Genomic DNA, 26,921 nt, shown 5'->3' with positions numbered 1-26,921 from the left:
GCGCATGGTTCCCTCGCTCCGCTCTCTTCACGCCCTCTTGCCCGCCCTCATCGCCTGCTCGGCGGGTGGCTGCCTCGAGCTGTTCTCCAGCAGCGTACCCACCAGCGACCCCGACCCCTCGCCGCCCCTGCCGTGCGACGCCACGGCAGGCGCTGGAGGCCAGGGCGGTGCGGCCCAGGGCGGCGGAGGGTCCGCGGAAGCAGACGGAGACGCAGGCGAAGGACCGCCTGCCTGCGCCGGGGCCTGGAAGGGTGATCTCCAGCTCGGCACGCCCCTCCATGACGAGATCACGGCCCTGATCATCGACCGCGACGACAACCTCTACGTCACGGGCTACGAGAGGGGAGGGTTCGCCAGCACCAACCTCGTCCCCAACGGGAATGCGCGCATGGTAGCCGCCCGGTTCGACCCCTCGGGGCGGCAAGCCTGGAAGCAAGTCTGGGACACGCCGGGCGCGGAGAGCGGCGAGAGCCTCGTCCTTCACCCGCGCTCGGACGAGGGAGCCGACGGGAAGCTCGTCGTCGCCGGGCGCACGACCGGCAGCTTCCCGGGCTTCGCGAACCAGGGGTCCTTCGACCTCGTGATCGCCGAAGTCTCCACGAGCGGCGAGGCGCTGACGCTCCACCAAGCGGGCAACGAGCGACCGCAGCACCCCCGACAGGTCGTCGTCGATCCGGACGGCGCCGTCTTCGTCGCTGGATACGACGACATCCATGCCCCCATCTCCGCCGTGTACGACTTCGAGAACGGAACCCTGGTGCGCGCCGACGTCGACGCCTCCTCCGACGCCCTCGCGACGACCTGGTGGCGGCAGTCCACAGCCCCCGACCCCGATCTCTTGACCAGCGTGGCGGTGGCCCCCGGCGGGTTCCATCACGTGTACGTCGGAGGCGCGCTCATGGGCGGCACCGGCCGCGGCGCCTTCGTGCAGAAGCTCGCCCGCAAGCCCGACGGTGGCGTCATGGAGGACTGGCGGCGCGTCCTCTCTCCGATCGCCGTCGACGCGGTGAATGCCGTGGCGATGGCCCCCGACGGGAGCCTCTACGTGACCGGCGCGACGTTCCTGACCCTCGGAGAGAGAACCTTCGGACAGCAGGACGTGTTCCTCGCCAGGCTCGATCCAGCCACGGGGGCCACGCTGTGGATTGCGCAGTACGGCACGAGCGAGAGCGACTGGCCGACGTCGATGGCCTTCGATGCGCAAGGCAACGTCTACGTCGCCGGGCTGACCTACGGCGCTTTCCCTGGACACCAGCACCGCGGCGGTGAGGACATGTTCGTCCTCCGGTTCGACACACAGCACACGATGATCGCGCCGCCAGCCGTCTGGCAGGCGGGTTCACCGGAAGAGGATCACGTCGCTGGCGTGGCGGTGGATGGTTGCGGCAACGTCTTCGTCGCTGGCTACACGAACGGACACCTGGTGCCTGGCCAGCCGAACCTGGGGGGCAGAGACATGGTTTTGCTCCAGGTGCCGAACTTCAAGGCCTGGCCGCCTGAGCCGAGCACCGTTCCTTAGGCCTGCGTAGCCCCGAAAGGGGTCTCGTTGCTCGATCGACATGCCTTCAGCCATTGAAAGAGGCCCTGTTGCACACCTCGACCAGCCTGCGTTCGATCCTTGGAATGGTCGTAGCGAGCTTGCTCGCTTGCCCTGAGGCACGGGCAGACAATGCCATCATCAACGTCGAGCAACGCTGCATGGACGACAGCCTCAGCCCGGCTGAAGCAAGGAGGCGGATTGCGTGGGCACGCACCTGCGCGCTCGATGCGATGTTCTTTCAGGCCAGCACACCGTCGCCTGCCCAGATCGTCGATGGCGGCCCATCACGCAATGGCAATGAGCGCTTGATCGAATACCTGGAGGACTGGCCATCTCTCAACCCCACAGGCTTCAGGACCTTCACGAGCGTTGCACTCGGTTATGCGGTGAACCTCGCGTTCATCGATCGCCTGTACACCGCCGCCTCCCCACTTCCGATACAGCTCCGCGACGAAGATGGCCTCGCCCTCTGGACGAAGGAAGACCATTACAAACGCACAAGGCCCATGTACCCGATCTTCGGAACGCAGCCTTCGACCAGCAGTGGTCTGCCCCTCCAGCCACGCATTCATGTCGGCCAGGGGGCGGATTGCCATCTCTACAGGGCCAATGGCTCCACGAGCGCGACCTTCTACGTCAATGCATACTGCACCGCGACCCCTGACACCTCGACGCAGGGCCTCGTCATTCCACGAGAGAGCACGCCCCTGCCCACGACGCAGCGCGAGGCGACATCCGCGCCGACGGTGCTCGCCCCCGGCGCCACGCTCCACGTGGAAACAGGGGACGCCGAGGCCTTCCTCCCACCTTCTGCTCTGCGCGATGACGCGCTGGTCGTCCACGAGATCCGCACCGCATCCGGCAGGCGCCTTCAGGTCACCAGCGAGCAACCCATCGTCCAGGGACAGGGGCGCCTCGTCGATGCTCAGGATCTCGACGTCGGTGACACGCTGCTCACCCTCGACGGGGATGAGGACACCATCGTCTCGATCGAGGTCGTTCCTCACCAGGGCTTGGTTCACACCGTGAAGCCGACGCGCCGCGACCGTGGTTCGAGCATCGTGGCCGCCCAGGGATGGTTCCTTGGAACTGCTGGCCAGCAGGACGAGGACGCCAGCTACATCAACCGCGTGCTCATGTCGCGCTCCATTCCGGCGGAGGTGCTGCCGCAGTGACGTGACGCTTCAATTGGCAAGATCCGGGCGGAGCGTGCCGTGCGTCGCCGCGATCTCGTACAGCGTGGGGTAGAACTGCACGAAGGTGTGAGCGACGGCCGCGTGCTCCTGGTGGCAGGCGAAGCAGTCCTGCTCCGGGAAGGCCTGGCTCGCCTCGAACACCGCACACGCCGCTGGATGAACGAAGACGTTCCCGAAGGGCACCTCCTCTTCGGGGACGGCGGGGCCATGGTTCACGCCGAGATCCGCGTGTGACGGAGCGATTCGATCCGTAGAAATCGGCGATCGAGTTCGCGGAGAAGTTCGCCCGTGGGGCATGAACCGTCAAGACGGCGCCAGGTCAGGGGACGTGGGTGCCAGCGGCGCCAGGGTTTCGACTCTCCTCAACGCAATCGTACATGGTGAGGAAGTGCATTTGCCTCATCCTCTGTGACAGGCGCATAGAACATCCCCCAGACAGAATCATTGTAGGGATCTCCCAGTACATCGGCGCGTACCAGGACAAGATTTCCATTCAACTCTGTCTCCAGAATCGTCTCCCTCATTGGCGATCGACAAAACTTCAGCGCTGGACTTGGCACATCGTTGCGTCGGCCTCTGGGCCAGACTGCCTCGACAATGGGAATGTATGGAAGATGAACGGTATCGCTTCTTGGAGTGAAGGACAGGCAATCCTGAACGTTCCAGCGTCCGGTCTCCTTTGCTGCACCCTTCCCGGCGCCCGTGCTGCCGAAGCCGTAGCCAACGCGCGGCAGAATGAGCCACCAGAGCCTGACAAAATCCCTGGCCGGCAAACGTGGATTGCTGCCAATTAGCCATTGCCAATCGCCCATGGGGACGTCTTCGCCCTGAGAGGACCGATCCGCCAGATACTGAATTTCGATCTCCAGGCGAAAAGTATCGGAAACGATATCGCGTTCACTCGACTTACCCTGCGCGTTGAGGAAAGTGTCGAGGTCAATGAACCTGGCTCTCAGGCGGTGAGCAAACTCGCTCTCCGAGATCCGTGACTGCCTTGCTTCTATCTCGGAATCAGACTTGCCAGCCATGTGGGCTGCTTCTTGACGCAGAATCTCATCGCAAAATGAACGGATCTCGTCAGTGGTAGGCACAGCTTCTCCATGGATTGGAATACAATGGGCCCGAGCAATACCTATGGCAGCATGGCTCGAACCCCTGCCTCAAGAGTGAACAGGGTCGGACAGTGCGTCCCAGGAGATGAAGCGCTCGTACTTCCGGAAGCACGTGCTCGTGCTTCTGGGACCTCCTGCACGTGCTTCCGGAAGCACGTGCTCGTGCTTCTGTAGCCTCCTGCTCGTGCTTCTGGGACCCCCTGCACATGCTTCTGGGACCTCCTGCACGTGCTTCCGGAAGCACGTGTACGTGCTCCTGGAACCTCCTGCTCGTGCTCCTGGAACCTCCTGTTCGTACTTCCGGAAGCATGTGCACGTGCTTCTGGGACCTCCTGCACGTGCTTCTGGAACCTCCTGCACGCGCTCCTGGGACCTCCTGCACGCGCTCCTGGAACCTCCTGCACGCGCTCCTGGAGCCTCCTGCACGTGCTTCTGGGACCTCCTGCTCATGCTTCTGGGACCTCCTGCTCGTGCTTCTGGAACCTCCTGCACGCGCTTCTGGAACCTCCTGCTCGTGCTTCTGGAACCTCCTGCTCGTGCTTCCGGAACCTCCTGCACGTGCTCCTGGAACCTCCTGCACGTGCTCCTGGAACCTCCTGCTCGTGCTCCTGGAACCTCCTGCTCGTGCTTCCGGAAGCACGACGTTGGTGTCCAATCGCACCGAAACTACGTACCTGGTCTCACAAACATCCTGTGCGGACCCTGATTTCACTGTCCAGAGACCTGGTCATCAACGTCCTAAACAGAATTCAGGGCGACGTTCGGGAGGCTGGCGCGTCCGCGCTCCATGGCAGCCCAGGGTCAGGCCGATTGCATCGGTCGATGGCAGGCAGGACCGCTGTCGAGAGGCGGCGTGCTGGTGACTCCATGCCGATCTGAAGTTCGCGTGCACTTTTCCCCGGAGGGGTAGGGACACAGCACAGGGAGGATGATGGCCGCGCGCCGATGGACGGTCGCCGGCTCGGGTCGGCCCGGCGCTCTGCCGCTAGCCGCCAGCGAGGTGCGACTTCAAGAAGGCCTTGGTCACTGCCCAGGCCTGTGCAGCAGCGGCGGCGTCGTAGTCGCTGCGCGCGTCGCAGAAGAAGCCGTGGTTGACGTGCGAGACCTCGACGCTGGTGAACGGCTTGCCGACGCGACGCATCTCCGCGATGACGGCGTCGCGCTGCGTGGCGGGGATGAAGCTGTCCTTGCCGGCCCAGAAGAAGAGCGTGGGGCCGTGCAGAGCGGGGGCGAGAGGGGTCTTGTCGGGGTAGATGCCGGCGCCGTAGAAGCTGATGGCAGCGCGGACGGGGATGAGCGCGTTCGCGGTGAAGGCGAGGCGGCCACCCATGCAGTAGCCCATGACGGCGACGTGCTCGGCGTCGATGCCCTCCATGGTCGTGAGGTGAGCGAAGGTGGCGCGGAGGTCGGCCTCGACGTGTTCGTTCGTGTATGCGCTGGCGACCTTGATGCCGCCGGGGATGTCGTCGTAGCTGCCGATGAAGCCGGGGTGGGTGCGGTGGAAGAGGTCGGGGGCGATGACGACGTAGCCCTCGGCGGCGATGCGGCTGGCGATGTCGCGCATGTGCTCGTTGACCCCGAAGATCTCCTGCAAAAGGATGACCCCCGGGAGCTTGTCCGAGCCTGCGGGTCGCGCGACGTGGGCGCCCATCGTCGTGCCGTCGGCGACCTGGATGGTGACGCTCTCGGTGGTGATCGTCTGGGTCATGGGAGTCCTCCTTGGCGTGGGAAGGCGGACTTTACACGACGCGCGGCGAGCGGGAGAAGGCGGTGGGCGCGCTGGCTCAGAACGTCTCGGGACACCACGGGGCGCGCGAGGAGTGGAAGAGGGCGTCGGCGCGATCGATGGCGCCTTCCTGGAGCTGCTCGACGCGGCCGGCATCGGCGAGGCGGCGGAAGGTGGCTGCACCCATCCAGGCGGTGCTCAGGGTGGCGATGTCGAGCTTGAGTGTGGCCGCGCGCTCGGTGCGGGTGCAGAGGCCAGCGGCGCCGTCGAGGCGGAAGCGGCCGGTGTTCGCGGTGTAGACCGGATCGGAGACATCGAAGATCACGGTGTCGTGGCTGGCGAAGGAGCGGGCCGAGAACGCGCGCGGGATGTCGAGGATGCGCACCCAGAGGCCGTCGTACTGCGTGAGGCGGAGGCGGCGCGGCTCGGTGAGGGCGTAGAGGAGCGGATGATCGGGCGGGAGGTGGAAGGCCTCGATGCGCTGGGAGAGGTCGATGTCGAAGAGGTAGCGCCAGAGGAGGCGGGTGGAGAGGGAGCTCGTGCCGATGGCCTCGATGACCTGGAGGTTGCCGGTGGGGATGAACGTGGACTCCCAGCGGTGCTGGTTGCGGTAGAGGGCGTAGGCCTCGGGCTGCCCGTCGATCTCCAGCACGGCGCGCTGGAGGGGGGGGCCGCTCTTCTCGAAGTCGACGAGGCGGCGGTGCTCCCACCACGAGGTGGACCGGGAGAGCATGCCGGGCTGACCAGGGCGCGCGCGGTCGTGGATGCCAGGGAAGAGGTCGAGGGCTTCGGCCTCGGTGACGATGCGGACGCGCCCGATGCGCGGCAGCTCGGGCCAGAAGGTGGTGTGGTGTCGCTCGATGGAGGCGGCGCAGCCGATGGAGCCGAGGCCGTAGCCGAAGCGCTGGTAGATGGCGGCCTCGCTGGCCCAGAGGGCGGAGAAGGCCTTGCCTTCGGTGCGCGCTTCGTCGAGGTGGCGGCGGACGAGGGCGGTCATGATGCCGCGACGTCGGTGCGTGGGCATGACGCCGACCAGCGTGAGACCCGCGACGGGGGCGATGCTGCCCGGCGTGGTCATGTCGAAGCTGAAGGTACCTGCGCAGCCCGTGACCGAGTCCCCTTCGTACGCAGCGAATCGGTGCGTCAGCTCCTCGACCCGCTGAGAGTGGTTGATGCGCTCGTTGTCGACGGGAAGTCCGAACGCTGTGAGGAGGGGCTGGACGAACTCGGCGTGCTGCTCCGGCCCGAGAAGGCGGATGTCGATGGTCATGGTGGGGAGGCTACACCAGACGAGGTGGAAGGATCCTGGAGTGCGAGGTGTAGAATGCGCGAAGCGCATGGTCGCATGACAGGGAGCAGGCATGGCCGAGCCGGGGATGAAACACAGCGCCGGGGACGGGGAACCCGGGGGAGAAGGCGGCTGGGGACCCGATGCGTCGGGGAGCATGGGGCCAGGGGGCATGGGGCCAGGGGGCATGGGTCCAGCGGGCGTGGGGTACGGTGGAGGGCCGCCGCTGGGGCCGGGGGAGCCGCTGCCCTCTGCGCTGGCGCCACCTTCGCTGGTGCAGGTGGCCTCGCCACCTCCGAAGCAGGGGACGCTGAAGCCCCTCCTCGTCATCTGCGGGCTGGCCGTGGTGAGCGCCGCCATCTGCGGGGGCGTGATCCTCTACAGTCAGGGGCGTCTGGGTGGGTCGAGCGAGGCCGGGGGGGCCTCGAGTGGAGACGGCGAGAAACGCTCGGCGTTGCCGGGGGAGCCCTTGCCTCCGGTGATCACCGAGGGGGAGGAGGGGGCGGCGCCCGGAGGCACACCGGCCGGGAACAAGACGATGCGGGCCGTGGTTAGCCTGGCCGAAGGGCAGCCCCGGGCCGTGCTGCGCAGCAAGCCGGACTTCAAGGGCGACATGGTGGCATTCCTGCCGCAAGGGGCGTCCGTGGAGATCACGAACTCGACGACGGCCGGAGGAGGGACGTGGTTCCGGGTGAAGACCGTGGATGCGCCGACCCCCGCCAGCGGGTGGGTGCATGGCGCGGTGCTGAAGATTCAATGACGTGGCGGCCGGCGCGGCAACGCGGCCGGTCGACGGGCGGGTAAGCGCGAAGAGAAGAGGGAACGCATGCGGTATCGTCAGCTGGGTAGGACAGGGCTCTACGTGTCGGAGATCTGTCTGGGAACGATGACGTTCGGGGGCCAGGGGATGTGGAAGGCGATCGGTCAGCTCGACCAGGAGAACTCCGAAGAGCTGGTGCGCCGTTCGCTGGAGGCGGGGATCAATTTCATCGACACCGCCGACGTGTACTCGGAGGGTCGCTCGGAGCAGATCCTCGGTCAGGCGCTGAAGAACCTGAAGGTGAAGCGCTCCGACGTGGTGATCGCCACGAAGGTGTACGGCTCGACGGGCTCGGGGCCGAACGATCGCGGGGCCTCGCGGGGCCACATCATGGATGGCATCAAGCGCAGCCTGGAGCGGCTCGGCCTCGATTACGTGGACCTCTACCAGATCCACGGGAACGACGCGGTCACGCCGGTCGAGGAGACGGTCCGGGCGCTGGACGATCTCGTGCGCGAGGGCCTGGTGCGCTACGTGGGCTGCTCGAACTGGGCAGCGTGGAAGATGATGAAGGCCGTGGGGCTCGCGGAGCACCGGGGCTGGGCGCGATTCGAGACGGTGCAGGCGTACTACTCGATCGCGGGGCGTGATCTGGAGCGTGAGATCGCGCCGATGATGCAGTCGGAAGGGGTGGGCTGCCTGGTGTGGTCGCCGCTCGCGGGCGGGCTCCTGTCGGGCAAGTTCGGGCCAGGGGCGAAGGAGGAGGAGGGCGCGCGGCGGGCAGCGTTCGATTTCCCGCCGGTGGACAAGGACCGGGCGTGGGCGTGCGTGGCCGCGATGCGCGAGATCGCCGAGGCACATGGGGCGACGGTGGCGCGGGTGGCGCTGGCGTGGGTGCTGTCGAAGCCGTTCGTGACGAGCGTGATCATCGGGGCAAAGCGGGTCGACCAGCTCGAAGACAACCTGGCCGCCACCGCGCTGACGTTGACGGCCGAGGAGATCACGAAGCTCGACGAGGTGTCGAAGCTGCCCCGCGAGTACCCCGGCTGGATGTTCGAAACCCAGGGCGCCGGGCGCGTGCCGCAGCCGTTCCAGAAGAAGTAGCCGGCTCCGAAAGGCCGCGTCACTCGTCCCGAGCCGCGGCGCTTCATCTCCTCCCACCACCGCAACCCCCGGACGCCACGGCGTGACGGCCGCCTGACGCGCAGCGCCGCTCGGCGCTGGCGCGAAGCAGGTCAGGTCTGCGCGAGTTGCGCCAAGCTCGCACGACACGGCCGAGGCTTCCGCGCCGACGGCGCGAGATGGCGCGACATTCCCCAGAAATGATGCCGTCGGCGCGGGCGCGCGCACTGGTACGTGGCTTGCGAAGGCAGCAACACGTCAGCGCCCCCCTCCTGTGCAGGGGTCGACTCGTCGGAGCCTCCTCCAGGGCGCCGCGGTCACGACCAGGAGCGGCGGGCATGACGGAAACGGAGCGACTGCATTCGCGCGGTCGACTCCATCGAGGATGATCTCGAGATGAAATTTCATGGCTTGTCCACTCGTCTTGTTGCGCTTTCCTGGGTCGTGGGTGCCATCGGTCTCGTCGGCTGCTCGCCAGGAGAGGAGGGAGAGCCGATCTCTTCTCAGGCCCCCGTCGAGATGGCGCACGACGCGCTCGCCGACGTCGCCTGGGGCGAGGTCGAGCTGGACGCCAATGATCAGTTCGCGCTGATCGCCGAGGGCGTTCCAGGCTTCGGGGGGCTCTATTTCGATGGCGGCGAGGCCGTCGTCTACCTGACGGACCTCGCGACCGCGAAGCACGCCAAGGAGGCGCTGGGGCCGGTGATCGAGCGCCTGCTCTCGTGGGGGCGCGACCCCGAGGCGCCGTTCGAGAAGCCCGAGATCCGCTTCGAGCAAGGTCGTTACGACTGGACCCAGCTCTACGGATGGTACGGAGAGATTCGTGACGTGCTCGGTCTGCAGGACGTGGTGCTGACGGACATCGACGAGACGAAGAACCAGATCCGCATCGGAGTCAGCACGGAGATGGCGGCACTTCACGCCCGGAAGTTCATTGCCACCGCCGGCGTCCCGGAGGGCGCGTACCTGATCGAGCGCGTGGAGCCCGTTCAAACCCAGGCCAATTCGCTCCAGGACCGATGGTGGCCGCCGGTCGCCGGGCTGCAGATCCGGAACGACGACAGCTCTCGCTGCACGCTGGGCTGGAACGCGAACCACTTCGTGCTGGGTCGCGGCTTCCTCACCAACTCCCATTGCACGAACGTGCGAGGTGGCACCGAGGGGACGAAGTTCTACCAGGCCGGGCACAACATCTTCAACTCGGACTTCGTGGGCACCGAGGCGTACGACGCGACGTATTACACGGGCTTCGATTGCCCATCCAATCTCCGCTGCCGTCGCAGTGACGCGGCGTTCGTCAAATATGACGCGAGCAAGACGACAGGACGTCTCGGCAAGCTGGCCATGCCGCTCGCGCGCTGCGAGCTGCCGGCGACCTCTTGCCTGCTCGACGTCATCCACGACGCGTCGCTCCTTTATCAGGTCGCAAACAGCACGCTCCCGTCGGCGCTCACCGCGGGCATCGACGTCGATCGCATGGGGCGGACGACGGGCCAGATGCACGGCCCCCTCGCCCACACCTGCGTCGATACGAACGTGGCGAACAGCAATGTGCACTTGAAGTGCCAGTACGTCATCTCCACCGAATCGGCTCCTGGGGATAGCGGTGGCCCCGTCTTCCTGCGTCACGGCACGACGTCGTTCGTCGACGCCGTGGGCATTCACTGGGGAGGCGCCACGAACCTCGCCTTCTTCAGCCTGCTCTGGGACGCGGAGAACGAGATGGGCGGTGGCGGCGTCCTCTCCTTGCAATGAGGACCTGACGCGCCCCGGCACAGAGTTCCCGCATGCTGCTCCCCTGGAGCCCCGCGACATCGCCTGAATGGCGCTGAATGCCCCTCAGCGCCTCGTGACCTTCGAGAGGAATCGCCATGACACACCGCACCTGGTCCCTTCCGCTGCTCCTGCTCTCCTGTTTCACGGGGGTCGCAGGGGTGATGGGTTGCTCCGAGGAAGGGGAAGGGTCTCACGCATCACCTCCACCGTCCGTCGCGCTGTCGGCCGAGCGGCTCCGGGATTTCGCCTGGGGTGAGGTCGCGATGGACGCGAACGAGCAGTTCGCGGTGATCGCCGAGGCGGTTCCGGGCTTCGGGGGGCTCTACATGGACCAGGGGCAGGCGGTGGTCTTCTTGACGGATCCCAACACCGTGGAGAAGGCCAAGGTCATGCTGGAGCCCGTGCTCGCGCGGATGCTCGCCTGGGGGCGCGATCCCGCAGTTCCTTTCGAGATGCCCGAGTTCCGGTTCGAGCAGGGCCGGTACGACTGGAATGAGCTCTACAGGTGGTACGAAACGATCGGAGACGTGTTCAGCGTACCCGGCGTGGTCCTGAGAGACATCGACGAGACGAAGAACCGGATCCGCATCGGCGTCAGCACCGAGGAGGCGCGGCGACAGGTCGAGAAGTACGTCACCACCGCGGGTTTGCCGGTGGAGGCCTGTGTCATCGAGAACGTCGAACCCGTTCGATTCACGTCCGACACGCTGCGGGATCGCTGGTGGCCTCCCGTGGCTGGGCTTCAGGTCTCGACCCCACGGATGGCGCACTCGGGCTGCACGCTCGGCTGGAATGCCAATCACTTCGTGCTCGGACGCGGCTTCCTCACCGCGTCTCATTGCACGGACACGCAAGGTGGAACGGAAGGGACGACGTTCTACCAGTCGCAAGGTTGGCTTCCCTTCGACTTCGTGGGCACCGAGGCCCACGATGCACCGTACTATACCGGCGCCGATTGCCCCAGCGGTCGCCGTTGCCGGCGCAGTGACGTGGCCTTCGTCAGGTACGACACGACGCGGACGACGGGCCGCCTCGGCAAGATGGCCATGCCCCTCGCTCGCTGCCAGTTGCCACAGACGTCCTGCGGGCTCGACATCATCCAGAACACGACGTTTCTCTATCAGGTCGCGAACAGCACGCTCCCTTCGGCCCTCCTCGCGGGCATCGATGTCGATCGCATGGGGCGGACGACGGGACAGATGCACGGCCCACTCACCTATACCTGCATCGATACCGATGTCGCTGGAGACAACTTTCATCTGAAGTGCCAGTACGTCATCGCAACGCGAGCCGCTGGCGGTGACAGCGGAGGCCCTGTGTTCGTGCGCCATGGGACGACGTCGAACGTCGACGCCGTCGGAATTACCTGGGGAGCCACAGACGAACTGGCTTACTTCAGCCTGCTATGGGACGGGGAGAACGAGATGGGTGGGAGCGGCGCCATCTCATTGCAATGAGGGCTCCTCGAAAGCCCGACACCTGATCTCGAATCAACCATCGCCCGCCCTGTGAGCCTGCACTTCTCGAGCTGAAAGCATTCAGCACAGCTTCGATTGAAAGGAATCGCCATGACGTATCGTCGCTGCATCCTGCCGCTGCTCTTGCTCCCCTGTTTCACAGGGATCGCAGGTCTGACGGGCTGCTCGGCCGAAGAGGAGGAAGGGTCTTCCTCGTCGCCCCCTGAGTCCGCCGAGCTGTCGGTCGATGCGCTGCGTGACTTCGCGTGGGGTGAGGTTGCGATGAATGCGGACGAGCAGTTCGCGATGATTGCCGAGGCGGTTCCTGGGTTCGGCGGTCTCTATCTCGACCAGGGGCAGGCCGTCGTCTTCTTGACGGATCTGGACGCCGTGGAGAAAGCCAAGGTCGTGCTGGAGCCCGTGCTCGCGCGGATGCTCTCGCTGGGGCGAGATCCCTCGGCGCCCTTCGAGATGCCCGAGTTCCGGTTCGAGCAAGGCCAGTACGACTGGGGCAGCCTGTTCGGGTGGTATGGGGAAATCGGCGGCGTGTTCAGCGTGCCCGGCGTGGTCCTGAGGGACATCGACGAGACGAAGAACCGGATCCGCATCGGCGTCGGCACCGAGGACGCGCGGCGACAGGTCGAGAAGTTCCTCGTGGCCAGAGACGTCCCTGCAGCGGCTTGCGTCATCGAGGACGTGAAGGCGCCGCAGTTCACGGCCGACTCACTCCGGGATCAATGGTGGCCGCCCGTGGGCGGGCAGCAGATCCGCACGGAGACCGGCTACTGCTCGCTGGGCTGGAACGCGAACCATTTCGTGCTGGGGCGCGGGTTCCTCACCGCGTCTCATTGTACGAGCGTGCAAGGAGGGACGGAGGGGACGGTATTCTACCAGCCCGTCGTCTTCCCCATGTTCGCCGTCGGCGTCGAGGCGCACGACGCCCCCTACTACTCAGGGTTCGATTGCCCCCCCGGCCGCCGTTGCCGCAGAAGCGACGTCGCCTTCATCAAGTACAACGCCATCACGACGACTGGACGCCTCGGCAAGATGGCGATGCCGCTCGCGCGTTGCCAGGCGCCGGCGACATCGTGTTCGCTCGAGATCATCAAGAGCGAGAGCCTTCTCTACCAGGTCGCGAACACCACCCTCCCTTCCGCGCTGCTGGCGGGGATCGACGTAGACAGGATGGGGAGGACGACGGGACAGATGCACGGCCCACTCACCTATACCTGCATCGATACCGATGTCGCTGGAGGCAATTTTCACCTGAAATGCCAGTACGTCATCGCGACGGGGAACGCGCCCGGGGATAGCGGTGGTCCAGTGTTTCTGCGCCACGGGACGACATCGAACGTCGACGCGGTCGGCATTCACTGGGGTGGCCTGGAGGGATTGGCTTACTTCAGCCTGCTCTGGGAAGCGGAGAACGAGATGGGTGGGAGCGGCGCCCTCTCGCTGCGTTGAAGGTCTCCGCGCAGAAATGAAATGGCTGGGCGCGGGTCCAGCAACCTTCCGTGAAATGAATTCACCTCCAGCAAGATCGAGAGGACGAACATGATACGCCACGACTGGTCACTTCCCTGGATGACGCTCTGCTGCATGGTCGGCATCGCAGGCGCCGTCGGTTGCTCGAATGAAGAAGGGGAATCCCTGCCGGCGCCGGAATCGGCCGACGCGACGTCCGACGCGCTCCAGGACTTCGTCTGGGGTGAGGTCGCAATGAATGCGAACGAGCAGTTCGCGCTGATTGCCGAGGCGGTTCCGGGATTCGGGGGGCTCTATTTCGACCAGGGCCAGCCCGTCGTCCACCTGACGGACCTGGGGGTGGCAGAGAAGGCCAAGGTGGCCCTGGAGCCGGTGATCGAGCGCATGCTCGCGCCAGGACGCGACCCCGGTGGGCCTGCCGAGGTCCCCGAGATCCGCTTCGAGCAAGGTCGGTACGACTGGAGCCAGCTGTTTGCGTGGTACGGCCAGATCGGGGACGTGCTCGGCATGCCCGACACCGTCCTGACGGACATCGACGAGGTGAAGAACCGGATCCGCATCGGCGTGAGCACCGAAGCGGCGAAGCAAGCAGTCCAGAAGTTCGTCGCCAGAATGGGCGTGCCCGACGAGGCCTGCGTCATCGAGCTGGTGAAGCCCTTCGAGTTCACCGCCAGCACGCTGCAAGATCGGTGGTGGCCGCCCGTGGCAGGGCTACAGATCAAGAACAACAGCGGCGGACTCTGCACGCTGGGCTGGAATGCGGACCATTTCGTGATGGGCCGCGGCTTCCTCACGGCGTCCCATTGCACGAACACGCAAGGCGGGACGGAGGGGACGTTGTTCCGTCAGGCAGGGAACAGCATCCTGGTCCCCGACTTCGTCGGCATCGAGGCGCACGACAATACGTATTACTCGGGGTTCGATTGCCCGGCGACCCGCGTGTGCCGTCGCAGTGACTCGGCCTTCGTGAAGTACCACGAGCCGATGACCACGGGGCGCCTGGGCAAGCTGGCCATGCCTCTCGCTCGCTGCGCGTCGACGGTGCCCTCGTGCCTGCTGGACATCATTCAGGATCCAGCGTTCCTGTATCAGGTTGCGAATACCTCGATGCCCTCGTCGCTCGCGGTCGGGATCGACGTCGACAAGATCGGCAGGACGACGGGACAGACGCACGGGCCGCTCGCGGAGTCCTGCGTCGATGCGAGCATCGGCGGGACGAGCATCACGCTGAAGTGCCAGTACTTCGTGACCGCCTGGGCCAGCTACGGAGACAGCGGGGGGCCGGTCTTCCGGCGACATGGAACGACGTCCAATGTCGACGCGGTGGGCATTCTCTGGGGTGGTTCACCGGGGAGGTTCGGGTTCAGCTTGCTCTGGGAGGTGGAGAACGAGATGGGAGGCACCGGCGCGTTCGCGTTCCAGTGAAGGCCGTCGCCCCGAGGGTCCGGCTGCCCTCGGGGCCGCAGCGAGGCGCAAAATTACGTTCGCTACGCTTGAGGCTGACGGTACGGCGGGGCTACCGTTGTCCACATGGGGCGTTACGAGTGTTCAGAGGCAGGGGCGTCGAAGTTCTGGGAGATCCGCGTGGAGGGGACGACGCTCACCACGCGGTACGGGCGCATCGGAGCGAAGGGGACCAGCTCCGAGAAGAGCTTCGGCAGTGAGGATGAGGCGCAGGAGGCGGCGGCGAAGCTCATCCGGGAGAAGACGGGGAAGGGCTATGCGCTGGTCGGTGAGGCGACGGCGGAGCCCGATGCGGGAGCGGGGGCGAAGAAGGCGGCCGGTGGTGCGGCGAAGAAGCCGCGGGGCGTCGCGACGACGTTGCCGCCCTTCGATGGGGTCGAGCCGAAGGTACTTCAGGCCGTGGCTTCCAAGGTTCAGAAGAAGGCCGACGCCGACAGCTACAAGGTCTCGCAGATGCTGTCGGAAGGCAGCGGCGTCGCTTACGGGCGCATCGGGGCGCTGGCCTGGCACCTCGTTCAACACGGCGCGCTCGCCGCAGAGCGACATTACGGGGTGCTGTCGTACCTGTCGGAGAGCGCCTCCCGTGAGGCCGACCCGGTGGTCGTGGCAGAGCTTTGCACCCGCCTGCCCGAAGCGTTCCAGCCACTGATGAAGCGGGGCTACACCGTCATGACGCTCCTCGATGCGTACCCGCTCGATCTGGATCGGCTGCTGGTCCGCACGTACCACCGTGATCCGGAGGCGTTCCGGAGCCGCTTCGACCGCATGAAGCCGAACATCCAGCGCGCCATCCGCTTCATCCAGGGGCGGTGCGGGGAACCGGTCGCGCCGGAGGAGGCGGCCGATGTGCTCGATCAGCTCGCGCGCGGGCAAGCCAGCGGCTACGGGCTGCTGACCAACAACGATGTTCCCGTCGTCCACGAAGGGAACCTGGTCGAGCACCGTCTGCAGTCGTTCGAGAACCTCGATCATCTGGCGGAGCGCTTCGGGACACGGGAGGCGTGGATCCAGGCGCTGCTCAAGTACGCCCGGACGGGGAGCTGGACGCAGCTCCGGAGCATGTGGCTCGCGCTGCAGCACGCCCCGATCGAGGAGCTGGGGACGCTGATCGCAGGACGAGACGCGAACACCAGCAGCGATGAGCTGCAGCGGCTTCCCGATCTGCTGTTGAAGGATCGGGCCGACACGGCGGAGGCGCTGGTCGATGCTGCGCTGGCGATACCCGACGACCTTCGGCAGCCGGAGCGGGGGCGGGAGGTGCGTGAGCTGATGCTCCTCTGTGCGTTCCGGAAGTACCAGGCAGAAGGTCGGGAAGTGCCGGTAACCCTCGACGAGAAGCTCGAGTTCAAGAGCTTTCCTAGCTACAGCTACAAGCCCATCAACGACCTCGGGGTCACCGCGCTGCACGGGCTGCCGCGTGAGCGGGTCGTCGCGATGGCGGAGCGACTGCTCGCTTCCGAGTTCAGGGAGTACCTCACCGCAGCCCCGCTCGCGGCCCACTTCGACGCAGGGTTGTTCGAGCGGCTCCTCGCGATTTCGGTGCAGCGTGACAACATCCCGCACGGGATCCTCGCGCGCTGTGGCGCGCAGGCGTTGCCGTCGCTGGTGCAGCGGCTCGAAGAAGCGGCCCAGAACAAGAAGAGAGGCTGGCACCGCCTGGTCCTGTCGTGCATGGCAGAGATGGCCGAGCAGGGGCAACCCGTGGCGCCAGAGTACGAGGCGCTGGTGACGTTCGACCGCGAGGGCGGTGAAGACCTCGGCTACACCGACTCGGCACGCGAGGCGATGCTCGGACGCATCGTGCGCGCCTTGCCTCTGGAGCGACGTGTCCCGCTGGTGATGGACAGGGTGCGGTCGGAGAAGTACCCGGTCCGTCCGATGGCCCACCTGGACAAGGACGCCCCGTCCGAAGCCTGGAACGAGGCGGCCCTGCGGCTGATCGAGCTGCGCAATTCGGTGAAGAGCGGCGATCTCCGCACCATTTATGAGGCCGTCGGCGATGTGCTGGTCGACGCGCTGGAGCCCAACATGCCGCAGTCGGGAGGCGATGCGAATCTCCTGAGCACGCTCCGCAATGGGCTGCCACATCAGCAGTTCCAGCGGCTGGAAAAGGCCCTCGCTGGCGCGAAGGAGACGGAGCACCAGGCGCTGCTGCGGCTGACGAAAGAGGCGCAGGGTGCGAGCCGGTTGCGCACGTACGTGCTGCAACGGGTGTGGAGCCACAACGAGGACCGGGGCTACACGGCGCGGCCGGGGTCGCTGACGGTGAGCGGTGGCAAGGCGCCCGGGCTCGACGAGGCGAGCGTGCCCAGAGACGGGAAGGGGGAGCCGCACAAGCACCTGTTCACCCTGGACCTCGACGATCTGCCGGAGCTGCGTACCAACTGGCCAGGCGCGCGCGCCGTCGCGTACTTCTGTCCGGAACCGGAGCGCGGGGAGCGTTACGACGAGGCGATCTGGGTGCCCATCCCGATGGATGCGGAGGTGAAGGCGGTCGACGGGGATCCGATCGCGGTGGTGGCGCTCGATGTGCCCACGGATCTGTTCAGGCGGTCGAAGGAGCCGTCGGTCGCGATGCTGCGCAAGATGATCTTCAACGCCGCGGGGCACGTGCTCGGGGAGCCGCTCTGGATCCAGGAGGAGGAAGGTGGGGACGGCGCCTGGGTGATGCAGGTGAACGAGTCGCTCAGCGAGGCGAACACGGGCGACGCGGGGTCGCTCTATGTCTACACGAGGGGGACGACGTTCCAGTGCCACTGAGCTGAAGGCCGCCGCCGCGATCTTCGAGGGGTCGCGGCGTGGCGCTCGCCGGGCGAGGCTCAGAAGACCGGGAGGATGGCCCCCTTGAAGCGCTCCTCGATGAAACGGCGGGTCTCGGGGCTCTGGAGCGCCTTCACCAGGGCCTGGACGCGCGGGTCGTCGGCCTTCTCGGGCTGCACGACGAGGATGTTGGCGTAAGGGGACTCGCTGCCCTCGCGGACGAGAGCGTCGCTGTCGGGCTGGAGGCCGGCTTCGAGGGCGTAGTTGGTGTTGATGACGGCCGCGTCGACGTCGGAGAGGGCCCGGGGGAGCTGGGCGCCTTCCAGCTCCCTGAGGTCGAGCTGGCGGGGGTTGTCGGCGATGTCGAGCACGGTGGCGTGGGTGGCGGTCGTCTTCAGCCGGAGGAGGCCCGCGGTCTGGAGCAGGGTGAGGGCGCGGGCGGTGTTGGTCGGGTCGTTGGGGAGGGCGACGACGGCGCGAGGGCGGAGGTCGGCGAGGGCGCGGACCTTGCGGGAGTAGATGCCCAGGGGCTCGACGTGGACGCGCGCGACGGCGACGAGCTTCTGGCCACGGTCGGCATTGAACTGCGCGAGGTAAGGCTCGTGCTGGAAGAAGTTGGCGTCGAGCTCGCCTTCGACGAGGGCGAGGTTGGGGCGCACGTAGTCGGTCATCTCGACGAGCTGGAGGGTGATGCCTTGCCGGGCGAGGATCGGCTTCACGTGCTCGAGGATGGCAGCGTGCGGGACGGGGCTGGCGCCGACGCGGAGCACGCCGGGATCGGAGGAGGTGCGCCTGGAGTTGCACGCCGAGGCGGTCAGGAGCACGGCGAAAAGAGCGAGCGAGACGAACGCAGGGACGACGGAGAGGGAGCGACGGTTCATGGGATCTTCCTTGGCGCCGGCGGGGGTGCGTCAGCGGTGATCGACGTGGCGGGCGAGGCGCTCGCCAGCGGCCTGGAGGCCCTGGACGAGGACGAGGAGCACGACGACGGTGGCGACCATCACGTCGGTGCGGAAGCGCTGGTAGCCGTAGCGCACGGCGAGATCGCCGAGGCCGCCGCCTCCGACGGCGCCGGCCATGGCGGAGTAGGAGACGAGGCTGATGGCGGTCAGGGTGGCGCCACGGATCAGGGCAGGGAGCGCCTCGCGAAGGTAGGCGTGCCGGATGACCTGGAGGGGGGTGGCGCCCATGGTCACGACGGCCTCGATGATGCCGGCGGGGACGTCGCGCAGGGAGGTCTCGACGAGGCGCGCGACGTACGGGATGGCCGCGACGACGAGGGGGGCGATGGCCGCGCGGGTGCCGATGGAGGTGCCGACGACGAGCCGCGTGAAGGGCACGATGGCGACCATCAGGATGACGAAGGGGATGCTTCGACCGATGTTCACCAGGACGCCGAGGGCGCGATGGAGGAGAGGCGAAGGGAGGAGCCCCTGGGGCTCGGTCACGACGACGATGACGCCGACGGCGAGGCCGACGACGCACGAGACGAGGGTGGCCACGGCGACCATGAGCAGCGTCTCCAGGGTGGCCGGGACGAGCAGGGCGAGGAGGGTCTCGAGGGTGCTCATGGGGCCTCGTTCGCAGCGGAGGTGCGGGTCTCGGGAGGGGATGTCGCGAGGACGTCGGTGACGGGGCCTTCGGTGGCGAGACGGCCCGCTTCGAGGCGCGCCACGCGATCGCAGATGCGCTGGACCGCGCGCAGGTCATGGGTGATGAGGAGCACGGTGACGCCCAGCTCGTCGCGGGCGCGGCGGAGGAGGTCGAGCACGGTGTTGGTGGTCTCCGTGTCGAGGGCCGAGGTGGGTTCGTCGCAGAGGAGGAGGCCGGGGGAGGTGGCGAGGGCGCGGGCGATGGCGACGCGCTGGCGCTGGCCGCCGGAGAGTGCGCTGGGGTAGCTGTCGCCGCGGGCCGAGAGGCCGACCCAGCCGAGCAGCTCGCGGACGCGCGCGTCACGGGTGCTGCGGTCCGCGCCCGCGAGCTCCAGGGGGAAGCCGACGTTGTCTGCGGCGGTGCGCGACGGGAGGAGATGGAGCTGCTGGAAGATGGTGCCGATCGCGCGCCGGGCCTCGCGCAGCGCTGGGCCGTTCAGGGAGGCGAGGTCGAGGCCGTTGAGCGTGATGTGACCTGTGTCGGGGCGCTCCAGGGTGGCAGCGCAGCGGAACAGGGTGCTCTTCCCTGCCCCGCTCGCGCCGATGACGGCCTGGATGGTGCCTCGGCGGACGGTGAGCGAGAGGTCGGTCAGGGCGTCGATGGCGACGTTGCCCGCCTGATAGCGCTTGCTCACGCGCTCGAAGCTCAGCTCGGCGCCTGCTGCCCGTGTGCTCATCGGCGTCCTTTCAAGGGCTGGCCTTCGCCGGGGTCGGCGAGGGTCACGCCAGGTCGGAAGGGTTCGGGGCTGCGCCAGCCGAGGTGCATGCTGAGCAGGCGGACGCCCGAGCCGACGAAGATGCCTGCGGCGGCGCAGGCGAGTTCGGGCAAGCCGAGGGCGCGGCTGACGATGAGGACGACGATGCCCGCGAGCGCGGCGAGCGCGTACAGCTCTCCGCGACGAAACACCGCGGGGACCTCGCCGGAGAGGACGTCGCGCACGACACCGCCGCCGACCGCGCCGATGACGCCGAGGAGCATGGCAGAGACGACCTCCAGGCCGACGCCCAGGCAGCGCAAGGTGCCGGCCACGGCGAACCAGCCCAGGCCGATGGCGTCGAGCAGCAGGATGGCCCGGTCGGTCTGGGCGCCGAGGTAGTGGCCCCAGAACCAGCTCACGAGGATCGCTGCGCCGACCGTGAGCAGGTAGGTGAGGCGCATCAGCGCCAAGGGGGTTCCGTGCTGCAGGAGCACGTCGCGGGTGATGCTGCCGCCGAGCCCGGCGGAGAGCGCGAGCCCGCACATGCCGACGATGTCGTACCCCGCTTTTCGTCGAGCGAGCAGCGCCCCCGAGAGGGCGCCGGTGAAGACGGCGACGACTTCGATGACCGTGACGATGGATGGACTCAACCCGAACATGGAGACCTGCAAGGCCCAACCCGGGCCCTCGGGGCGCAGCGCTTCAGGTCGTCGAAGCGCCGCGTGGTTCTGGGTCAGCGCACGGCGACACGCGCCCCCGGAGAGCGCTCGTGCTCAATCCGGGGTGCAGGCGCCGTTCGCGCTCGATGCGCCGATCAGCCGCGACAACAACAAGGCACCGCCGGCACGAGCACGGTGTGCTCGCAGGCCACGAGGCGATGCAGGGTCGACGCGCGAGGGATGATCTCAGCGGACATCTTCAGCGTCCCGGCTACCGCAGGGTGCGACGAGCGTCAAGGCAGGGGGCGTGCGTGTTCGCTCGCGTGAACTCGTGTGTTCGCTCGCGCGACGTCGTCGGAAGGTGACGCTGACGCGCGAGCAACCAGAGCTGAGCAGCTCACGGGATGGGTGCGAGCACCTCCACCATGCCAGCAGCGGTGGAGCCGAAGGTGTCGGGCGCGTACATCGCCTCGGCGCGGGTGGGAGGCGTGACGAAGGTGCCGGGGGTGATGGCACGGGCGAGGTAGCTGAAGTGGTGGATGCCCGCAGGCAGCGTGTCGACGACCCAGACCACGCGGTCGTCGCGCAGCTCACGGTGGTCGGCACCATCGTGGGCAAGATGATGATGGCGGCTGCCCATGGATCCGAGGTGAGGGTTGATGGGCTCGAGGCCACCCGGAAGAGGGTCTTCGAGGAGGACACCGTGGCGAGGTGACGGCGTGACGATCTCGACGACGCACAGGACGACGTCACCTGCGCGGAAGCTGGGACGTTCGGCGGCGGTGACGCCCGGGGAGCTGGATGCGGCCACGTTCCTGAAGGTCTTCTGGACGAAGAGGCCCGCTTCGACGGGCGTGGTGGGTAGCGCGCGGCGAGCGAAACGAAGGGTGGCTTCGTAAAAGAGGAGTCCGTCGCCCTCGGCAGCAAAGACGAGGGAGGCGCCTGCGCCGGGAAGGAGGCGATCCATGGGCAGGGTGGCCTTCGCCGTGAGAGCGAGAGGGGGTGCGCCAAAGGAGGCCTCCGACAGGAGGGTGTCGCCCAGGAAGGCTCGGCCAGAGAGTGGGGCGGTGGGGGGTGGGTGCGCCTTGCGGTATGCGTCGAGGCCGAGCAGCGCCCACGCCGCTTCGTGGGTGCTTCGCCAGCGTCCGTGCTGTCGGTCGGCGAGCACGGCGCGGGCGAGGCGATGGAGGAGCGGGTGCTGCGGCGCGGCCACGGCGAGAGCACGCAAGGCGGCGGCCGTGGTGCGGACGTCGGAGCCGAGCAGGGCTTCACTGTGGCTCGAAGAGCCGCTGACGATGCGCGCGAGGGCGCCGTCGATGCGGGCAGCCGCTTCGAGATCTCGGGTCAGCTCGTCGCGCGCCACCTGGTCACCGCCGGCGGTGGCGACGGCATGCAGGAGGAGGAAGCGCGCGAAGGGGGTGAGTCGGTCGCGGACCGCAAAGAGGGCGCGGGTGAGGGTGGGCTCGGGCGTGCCTTCGGCCGCGAGCGTGTCGGCGAGGAGCGCAGCGATGGCGAGGTCGTCGTCGTCGAGGCGGCGCGCGTCGAGGTCTTGGAGGGTGCGCTTGGCGGGATGCGGAGCGTTCTTGGGGGTCTGCTCGGCGGTAGGTGCTGCGGGATGCTCGGAGGAGCGAGCGAGGAGCCAATCCTGAAGGTGTCGTGTCGCTCCATCGAGGGCGCGAAGGGGCACGGGTACGCCGCGACGTCGGGCGTCACCGAGGGCGAAGCGGGTGTAGGCGGTGAGCCAGAGGTCGCTCCGGGTGGAGCCGGGCCAGTAGCCGTAGCCGCCGTCGTGGCGCTGGTTGCCGATGACGCGGGCGACCGCCTCGGTGAGCGCGGTGGCGAGGGCCCCCGTAGGCGGGCTGGGGGCACCAGGCTCGCCCAGTTTGCCTTCGGGGAGGGCGATGCCGAGGCCCCGGGCGAGATCACGCAAGGCGAGAAGGGGGATCATCCGGCTGACCGTCTGCTCGGTGCAGCCATAGGGGTACTCGAGGAGCTGCTCGATGCCGGGAGCGAGGCCAGCGAGGGGGGTGGAAGAGAGGACGAGGGTGAGGCCGCCGAGATCGTCGCGGAGGCCGTCGAGGGCGCCGAGCTGCTCCGCGATGGCAGAGGCGGTGTCGCCGTGAAGAGCCGCCGTCTCGAGGACGGTCGGGGCGACGACAGGGAGGCTGAGCTGCATGGCGTCCGTCGCACGGCGCCTACCTGCGATGCTGGGGGCGAGCGGTGTGCCGGAGGCGTCGGGGGTGAGGAGGAGCGCGCTGGCGGCAGCGTCCACGGTGAGGCGGGCGCGGCCAGGACGGTCGGCACGAAACGGGAAACGAAGCTCCTGGGAGAGGCCAGGGTCGACGACGGCCGCGCGACGAGGGGGGCCCAGCGGGGTGAGGCCTTGCGCGTGGGCGGAGACGATGATGTCGGCGCGAGGGAGGTCCTGGGTGGAGACGACGACGGACGCTTCGAGCGTGTCACCGACACGGATGACCCGAGGGAGCGTGGCCCGGGCCATCAGGGGCTTGCTCGTGGTGAGCGAGGTCTGGACGGTGCCCACGCGGTCGTCCTCGGCGACGGCGACCGCCATGAAGCGGTATTCGGTGAGCCCGTCTGGAAGCTGCACACGCTTGCGGACACGGCCAGCGGCGTCCGTGAGGAGGGCAGGCTCGAAGAGGACGGTCTGGCGGAAGTCGCCGCGAGGGCCGTTGAGCGCGACGCTCCCCTGGCGAATGCTGGGGGCCTTGCTCCGGTAGCCGCGGTGGAAGGTGACGAGGTCCTTCCGGACATCGGCGCCCTGGACCCGGTGGCGGCGCTCGGCGAAGAAGTGGAGTTCTGGGCGTGGCAAGCTGTAACGGGCGATCTGCAGCGAGGCTTCGTCGGCTCCCCAGAGGGTGACCTCTGCGCGCGGGACGGGTCTGCCAGCCGCGTCATGCACCTCGACGTCGAGATCGATGCGGTCTCCTGGTGCGCACCGGGTGCACGAGGGTCGCAGTGCGACCTGGAGAAGGCGCGGAGCGGGGTCGATGGAGAGGTGAGCATTCGTCACCTCGGAGCGGGCCTCCGAGACGGCGACCAGGTGGAGCACGACGTTGGGGATCATCACCTCGGTGATCGGCAGGTCGAACGCGAGCGGCCCCGCCTGGTGGGGCGGCAGGGTGAGGAGGTGCCGAGCGAGCACGCCTTCCCGCTCGACGGTGAGCAGAGCCTGGGTCGGCACCGAGAACGAGGAGGTGAGGCTCAGGCGCGCGGTGGTCCCAGCTCGCTGTTCATGACCGACGTGGATGGCGAGCTGCGGAGACGGTGGCGGCGAGGGCGCTGGAGGCGGGGTCGGAGGAGCAGGTTTCGGTGGTGGCGGGAGAGGCTCGAAGGACGAGGCGTGCGAGGCCACGTGGACGTGCCCGCGCTCGTCCTGGACCGTGGCGCGCACCAGGAGCGTGTCGTCTTCACCGGGCTGGACCGAGGGAGGGGTCAGCTTGCAGGAGGCCGGTTCGAGCCCAGGGGTGAGGTCGCAGTGGGTGAGGGTGGTGTCCTCCGGGGTACGGCCAGGCTTGCGATGAATGAACTCGAGACGCACAGGCCGGCTGCGGCGCGCCCCTTCCGGCGTGACGACGAGGACACGCTGGGTGAAGGAGACGCCGGGATGAAAGGCGCGGCCCTCCGGCAGCGCGAGGGCCACGTAGACATCGGCGGGATGGACGGTCGCCGCGGTGAAGGCCTCGTAGCTCTGTCGGTTGTGGTCGACGATCTCGACGTGGCACTGGATGGACTCGGTGGTGGTCTGGCCCGGCAGCGTGAGCTGCACTGGAAACCGGAATGCGCCGCTCGCGTCGAGCTTGGTGCGGGTGGCGGCGAGGCTGCCCTCGGCGACCACGACGTCTCGATCGCTCACGCTGTAGCCATCGAGGCCAGGAATGACATGGCTACCTCGAGCGCGAGAGAGAAAGACCAGCGCCGTCGCGCCGGCCATGGGTCCCCCGTGGAGAAAGCGTCCGGCGGCGTTGCACACGGCCGTGTCACCACGGCGGTAATGGTCCGCGTCGAGGTCCGCATGCGGGGTCGCCTCCGCCGGGCGGTACTCGTCGACGCGGAAGGATGCGGAGTCGATGTGGGCGCCATCGAGCGTCACCTCGGCGCGGTAGCGTCCCAGAGGCGCGTCTTCGCGGAGCGTGTGCTGGACGTGGAACGTGCCGTGGGCCGAGAGAGGAATCTTCCAGGAGGCGATGTCGTCGCGTCCCGGGCCGTGCAACGCGAGGTCGACCACGCGGCCGCGTGGCGAGGTGAGGCCCGCAGCCGTCGGGAGCCGGACGAGGCCCTTGAGGAACAGCTGCTCCCCAGGGCGGTAGATTCCCCGCGCGTCGAAGAGCGTGCCGATGGGTGCGGGAGGCGGGGGCGTATCGAGAGACTGGAAAATCCAGTCGTCCTGGTGACGCACGACGAGCGCGAGGGTGCCAGCGCGTGAGGTCGAGGGCTGGGGGTCGAAGGGGAGCCAGGCGAGACCGCGCGCATCCGTGGTGGCCGTGGTGAGCGGGTGGAGGGGCGGCGGTGCACCACGACGGATGGCGAAGGCCTGGACGGTGGCGCCGGAGACGGGGGCGCCCGTGGAGAGGCGGGTGAGCCAGAGCGCGGTCCCCTCCTGGCCCGCGCGCGCGATGGCCCCCAGGTCAGTGAACTGAAAGATGCGCTCGCGCTGCTGCGGGCCGGTCACGTCAGACGCTGTCCAGCGCGCCCGCGCGACCACAGGGCCGAGAAGAGGGGAGGCCCGCGAGACGCCGAGGAGGTGCTCGAAGGTCGTCGCGGAGACGAGCGGCTCGTTACGGCCAGCGCTCGGAACGGCGAAGTGGAGTTCGGGATCCCGGACGGGGACGCGCCGCTCTGCATCGGCGAGCCAGGCCAGCACGTTCTGCTCGGCGAGGGGCGCGGCGGTGACGACGACATCGGTGGCATTGAGGGTCTCGATGGGGAGCCGTCTCGACGTCGAGGTGCCCCAGTACGTGCCGCCGACGTCGAACGCGACGCTCGAGGCGAGGTCACCGAAGCGCAGGTCGGCCGTGGCATCCGAAGGAAGACGCTGACCGTGGATGTCGAGGAGCGCGCGACCCCCAGGGCGCGCACGGAGGCGCAACGTGATGGCACCGCCCGGGCCAGGGGATGTCCGGGGGGTGATCTCGTAGGTGGAGGCGGCGTCGTTTTCCTGGTCCATCGGGTAGACGTCGAGCGGCTGCGCGGGTTCGGCGACGAGCGCGCGGGTCACCTGGGCGATGGAAGCCGGGTTGGTGAGGGTGAGGGTGACGCTGTCGGAGTTCGGGTCGCAGACGCCTGCGGTGGTGGGGTGGGGAGCGCACTGCCACGTCACGACGGCGAAGGGATCCGCCGTACGGAACGCCACGGTGACGTCCTCGCCGAGGGGGAGGGGGCCATCGTTTCCCCGCAGCGAGGCGTCGAGGTGGACGCGGATCTCGGCGCCGAGGGGCATGGGCTTCCGCGGCACGAGGCGGTACCGCGTTGGATCGGCATCCCCTTGCGGTGTCGGCTGGACGTCCTCGACATCGAAGGCGAGGGGCTCAGCACCAGCGACGCGGAGGGTCGTCGCACGGCGCACTTCGTCGCGCGTCACTGGCTGGGTGAAGTGGAGGGAGATGATTGCGTCAGCAGCGATCTGGCGCGCTCCCTGCTCGGGTCGGCTGGCACCAAGGGCTGGGCGCGGCGTGGAGAACGAGAGCACGAAGGGATCTCGAAGGGGGTCGCCATCCAGCGCGCGGATGCCAGCCGGGACCTCGACGCGGTAAGGGGTCGCCGCCGGCCACGGAGCAGAAGGGTTGAAGCGCAGGGCGCTGGATCCGAGCCACTGCCAGCGCCCCGGCACGTCGGGGGTCATCTGCACGGGTGGGGGCGGCTCATGAGGGCCGAGCCCGAGCGGACGCATGGGTTTGCTGAAGACCAGGCTCACCTCGGTGGCGTGCGTGGTCTCCCCCTGGGGCGTGGCGAAGGCGACGCGGAGTGGCCCGGATGCGCCCGGTACGGCGGCAGGCTGGACGGGAGACGTCGGGACGAGGCGGCCACGGAGGGGCGCCTCGGGTGGCCGTGGTGCACCAGGCAGGCACGAGGCGAGCGAGGCGAGGACCGCGAGGGCGAGGGGGGCCGGAGAGCCACGCCAGCGAGCCAGGTGAGAGAGTGCAGTGGGAGGCCAAAGGGGGGAGGCGGGCATGGTCACGCGGTTGGACACGCGCGGGGCAGGAAGGTT

Annotated in this window: 18 protein-coding genes; 9 read left to right on the top strand and 9 right to left on the bottom strand. The window is 67.9% G+C overall.

All coding sequences use genetic code 11. From position 1 onward, the window contains the following. Positions 1-4: 4 nt before the first annotated feature. A complete protein-coding gene (locus tag CMC5_RS08700) occupies positions 5-1,519 on the top strand; it encodes an SBBP repeat-containing protein (RefSeq protein WP_050429962.1) in 1,515 nt (504 codons plus the stop codon). Positions 1,520-1,698: 179 nt separating this feature from the next. Further along, positions 1,699-2,715: a hypothetical protein gene (locus tag CMC5_RS08695; RefSeq protein WP_156338372.1), complete on the top strand. Its 1,017-nt coding sequence runs from the start codon at positions 1,699-1,701 to the stop codon at positions 2,713-2,715. A 9-nt stretch (positions 2,716-2,724) separates the two neighbouring features. On the opposite strand, the gene CMC5_RS08690 is transcribed toward CMC5_RS08695, so the two are convergent. The 4 genes from CMC5_RS08690 to CMC5_RS08675 form a co-directional block, all read right to left on the bottom strand. Then, a complete protein-coding gene (locus CMC5_RS08690; RefSeq protein WP_050429960.1) occupies positions 2,725-2,952 on the bottom strand; it encodes a hypothetical protein in 228 nt (75 codons plus the stop codon). Positions 2,953-3,098: 146 nt separating this feature from the next. Then, positions 3,099-3,764, bottom strand: a complete 666-nt coding sequence (locus tag CMC5_RS44110) for a hypothetical protein (protein ID WP_156338371.1) — start codon at positions 3,762-3,764, stop codon at positions 3,099-3,101. A gap of 1,069 nt (positions 3,765-4,833) precedes the next feature. Beyond that, a complete protein-coding gene (locus CMC5_RS08680) occupies positions 4,834-5,556 on the bottom strand; it encodes a dienelactone hydrolase family protein (protein ID WP_050429958.1) in 723 nt (240 codons plus the stop codon). Between the two features lie 76 nt (positions 5,557-5,632). Then, positions 5,633-6,844 carry a GNAT family N-acetyltransferase gene (locus tag CMC5_RS08675; protein ID WP_050429957.1) on the bottom strand — a complete coding sequence of 404 codons (1,212 nt, stop codon included), beginning with the start codon at positions 6,842-6,844 and terminating at the stop codon, positions 5,633-5,635. Between the two features lie 106 nt (positions 6,845-6,950). Between CMC5_RS08675 and CMC5_RS08670 the strand changes: the two genes are divergently transcribed. From CMC5_RS08670 to CMC5_RS08635, 7 genes are all read left to right on the top strand, one after another. Further along, the gene (locus CMC5_RS08670) at positions 6,951-7,622 is read left to right on the top strand and encodes an SH3 domain-containing protein (RefSeq protein ID WP_156338370.1); all 672 of its coding nucleotides are present in this window, start codon (positions 6,951-6,953) and stop codon (positions 7,620-7,622) included. A gap of 66 nt (positions 7,623-7,688) precedes the next feature. Continuing rightward, complete coding sequence (locus CMC5_RS08665; RefSeq protein WP_050429955.1) at positions 7,689-8,726, top strand: aldo/keto reductase; 1,038 nt, start codon at positions 7,689-7,691, stop codon at positions 8,724-8,726. A gap of 414 nt (positions 8,727-9,140) precedes the next feature. Further along, positions 9,141-10,499 carry a chymotrypsin family serine protease gene (locus CMC5_RS08655; protein WP_156338369.1) on the top strand — a complete coding sequence of 453 codons (1,359 nt, stop codon included), beginning with the start codon at positions 9,141-9,143 and terminating at the stop codon, positions 10,497-10,499. Between the two features lie 116 nt (positions 10,500-10,615). Further along, positions 10,616-11,977, top strand: coding sequence for a chymotrypsin family serine protease (locus CMC5_RS08650; protein WP_050429952.1), 1,362 nt, complete (start codon positions 10,616-10,618; stop codon positions 11,975-11,977). Between the two features lie 111 nt (positions 11,978-12,088). After that, positions 12,089-13,441, top strand: a complete 1,353-nt coding sequence (locus CMC5_RS08645) for a chymotrypsin family serine protease (RefSeq protein ID WP_050429951.1) — start codon at positions 12,089-12,091, stop codon at positions 13,439-13,441. 90 nt (positions 13,442-13,531) lie between these two features. Continuing rightward, entirely contained in the window at positions 13,532-14,887 is a 1,356-nt protein-coding gene (locus tag CMC5_RS08640; protein ID WP_156338368.1) for a chymotrypsin family serine protease, read from the top strand. Between the two features lie 105 nt (positions 14,888-14,992). Further along, on the top strand, positions 14,993-17,686 hold the full coding sequence (locus tag CMC5_RS08635) for a WGR domain-containing protein (protein ID WP_050429949.1): 2,694 nt from the start codon (positions 14,993-14,995) through the stop codon (positions 17,684-17,686). Positions 17,687-17,745: 59 nt separating this feature from the next. On the opposite strand, the gene CMC5_RS08630 is transcribed toward CMC5_RS08635, so the two are convergent. From CMC5_RS08630 to CMC5_RS08610, 5 genes are all read right to left on the bottom strand, one after another. Beyond that, entirely contained in the window at positions 17,746-18,567 is an 822-nt protein-coding gene (locus tag CMC5_RS08630) for a MetQ/NlpA family ABC transporter substrate-binding protein (RefSeq protein WP_050429948.1), read from the bottom strand. A gap of 30 nt (positions 18,568-18,597) precedes the next feature. Next, positions 18,598-19,257 (bottom strand): methionine ABC transporter permease, encoded by a 660-nt coding sequence (locus CMC5_RS08625; RefSeq protein ID WP_050429947.1) that lies wholly within the window; start codon positions 19,255-19,257, stop codon positions 18,598-18,600. Continuing rightward, positions 19,254-20,015: a methionine ABC transporter ATP-binding protein gene (locus tag CMC5_RS08620; protein WP_050429946.1), complete on the bottom strand. Its 762-nt coding sequence runs from the start codon at positions 20,013-20,015 to the stop codon at positions 19,254-19,256. The genes CMC5_RS08625 and CMC5_RS08620 overlap by 4 nt, the downstream gene beginning before the upstream one ends. Then, positions 20,012-20,695 (bottom strand): trimeric intracellular cation channel family protein, encoded by a 684-nt coding sequence (locus tag CMC5_RS08615; protein ID WP_050429945.1) that lies wholly within the window; start codon positions 20,693-20,695, stop codon positions 20,012-20,014. The genes CMC5_RS08620 and CMC5_RS08615 overlap by 4 nt, the downstream gene beginning before the upstream one ends. Before the next feature lie 397 nt (positions 20,696-21,092). Next, positions 21,093-26,885: an Ig-like domain-containing alpha-2-macroglobulin family protein gene (locus tag CMC5_RS08610; protein WP_156338367.1), complete on the bottom strand. Its 5,793-nt coding sequence runs from the start codon at positions 26,883-26,885 to the stop codon at positions 21,093-21,095. Positions 26,886-26,921 lie beyond the last annotated feature (36 nt).

Source organism: Chondromyces crocatus, from assembly GCF_001189295.1.
Taxonomy (GTDB): domain Bacteria; phylum Myxococcota_A; class Polyangia; order Polyangiales; family Polyangiaceae; genus Chondromyces; species Chondromyces crocatus.
The sequence above is the reverse complement of the archived record's forward strand: the minus strand, read 5'-3'. Positions and strand labels throughout refer to the sequence as shown.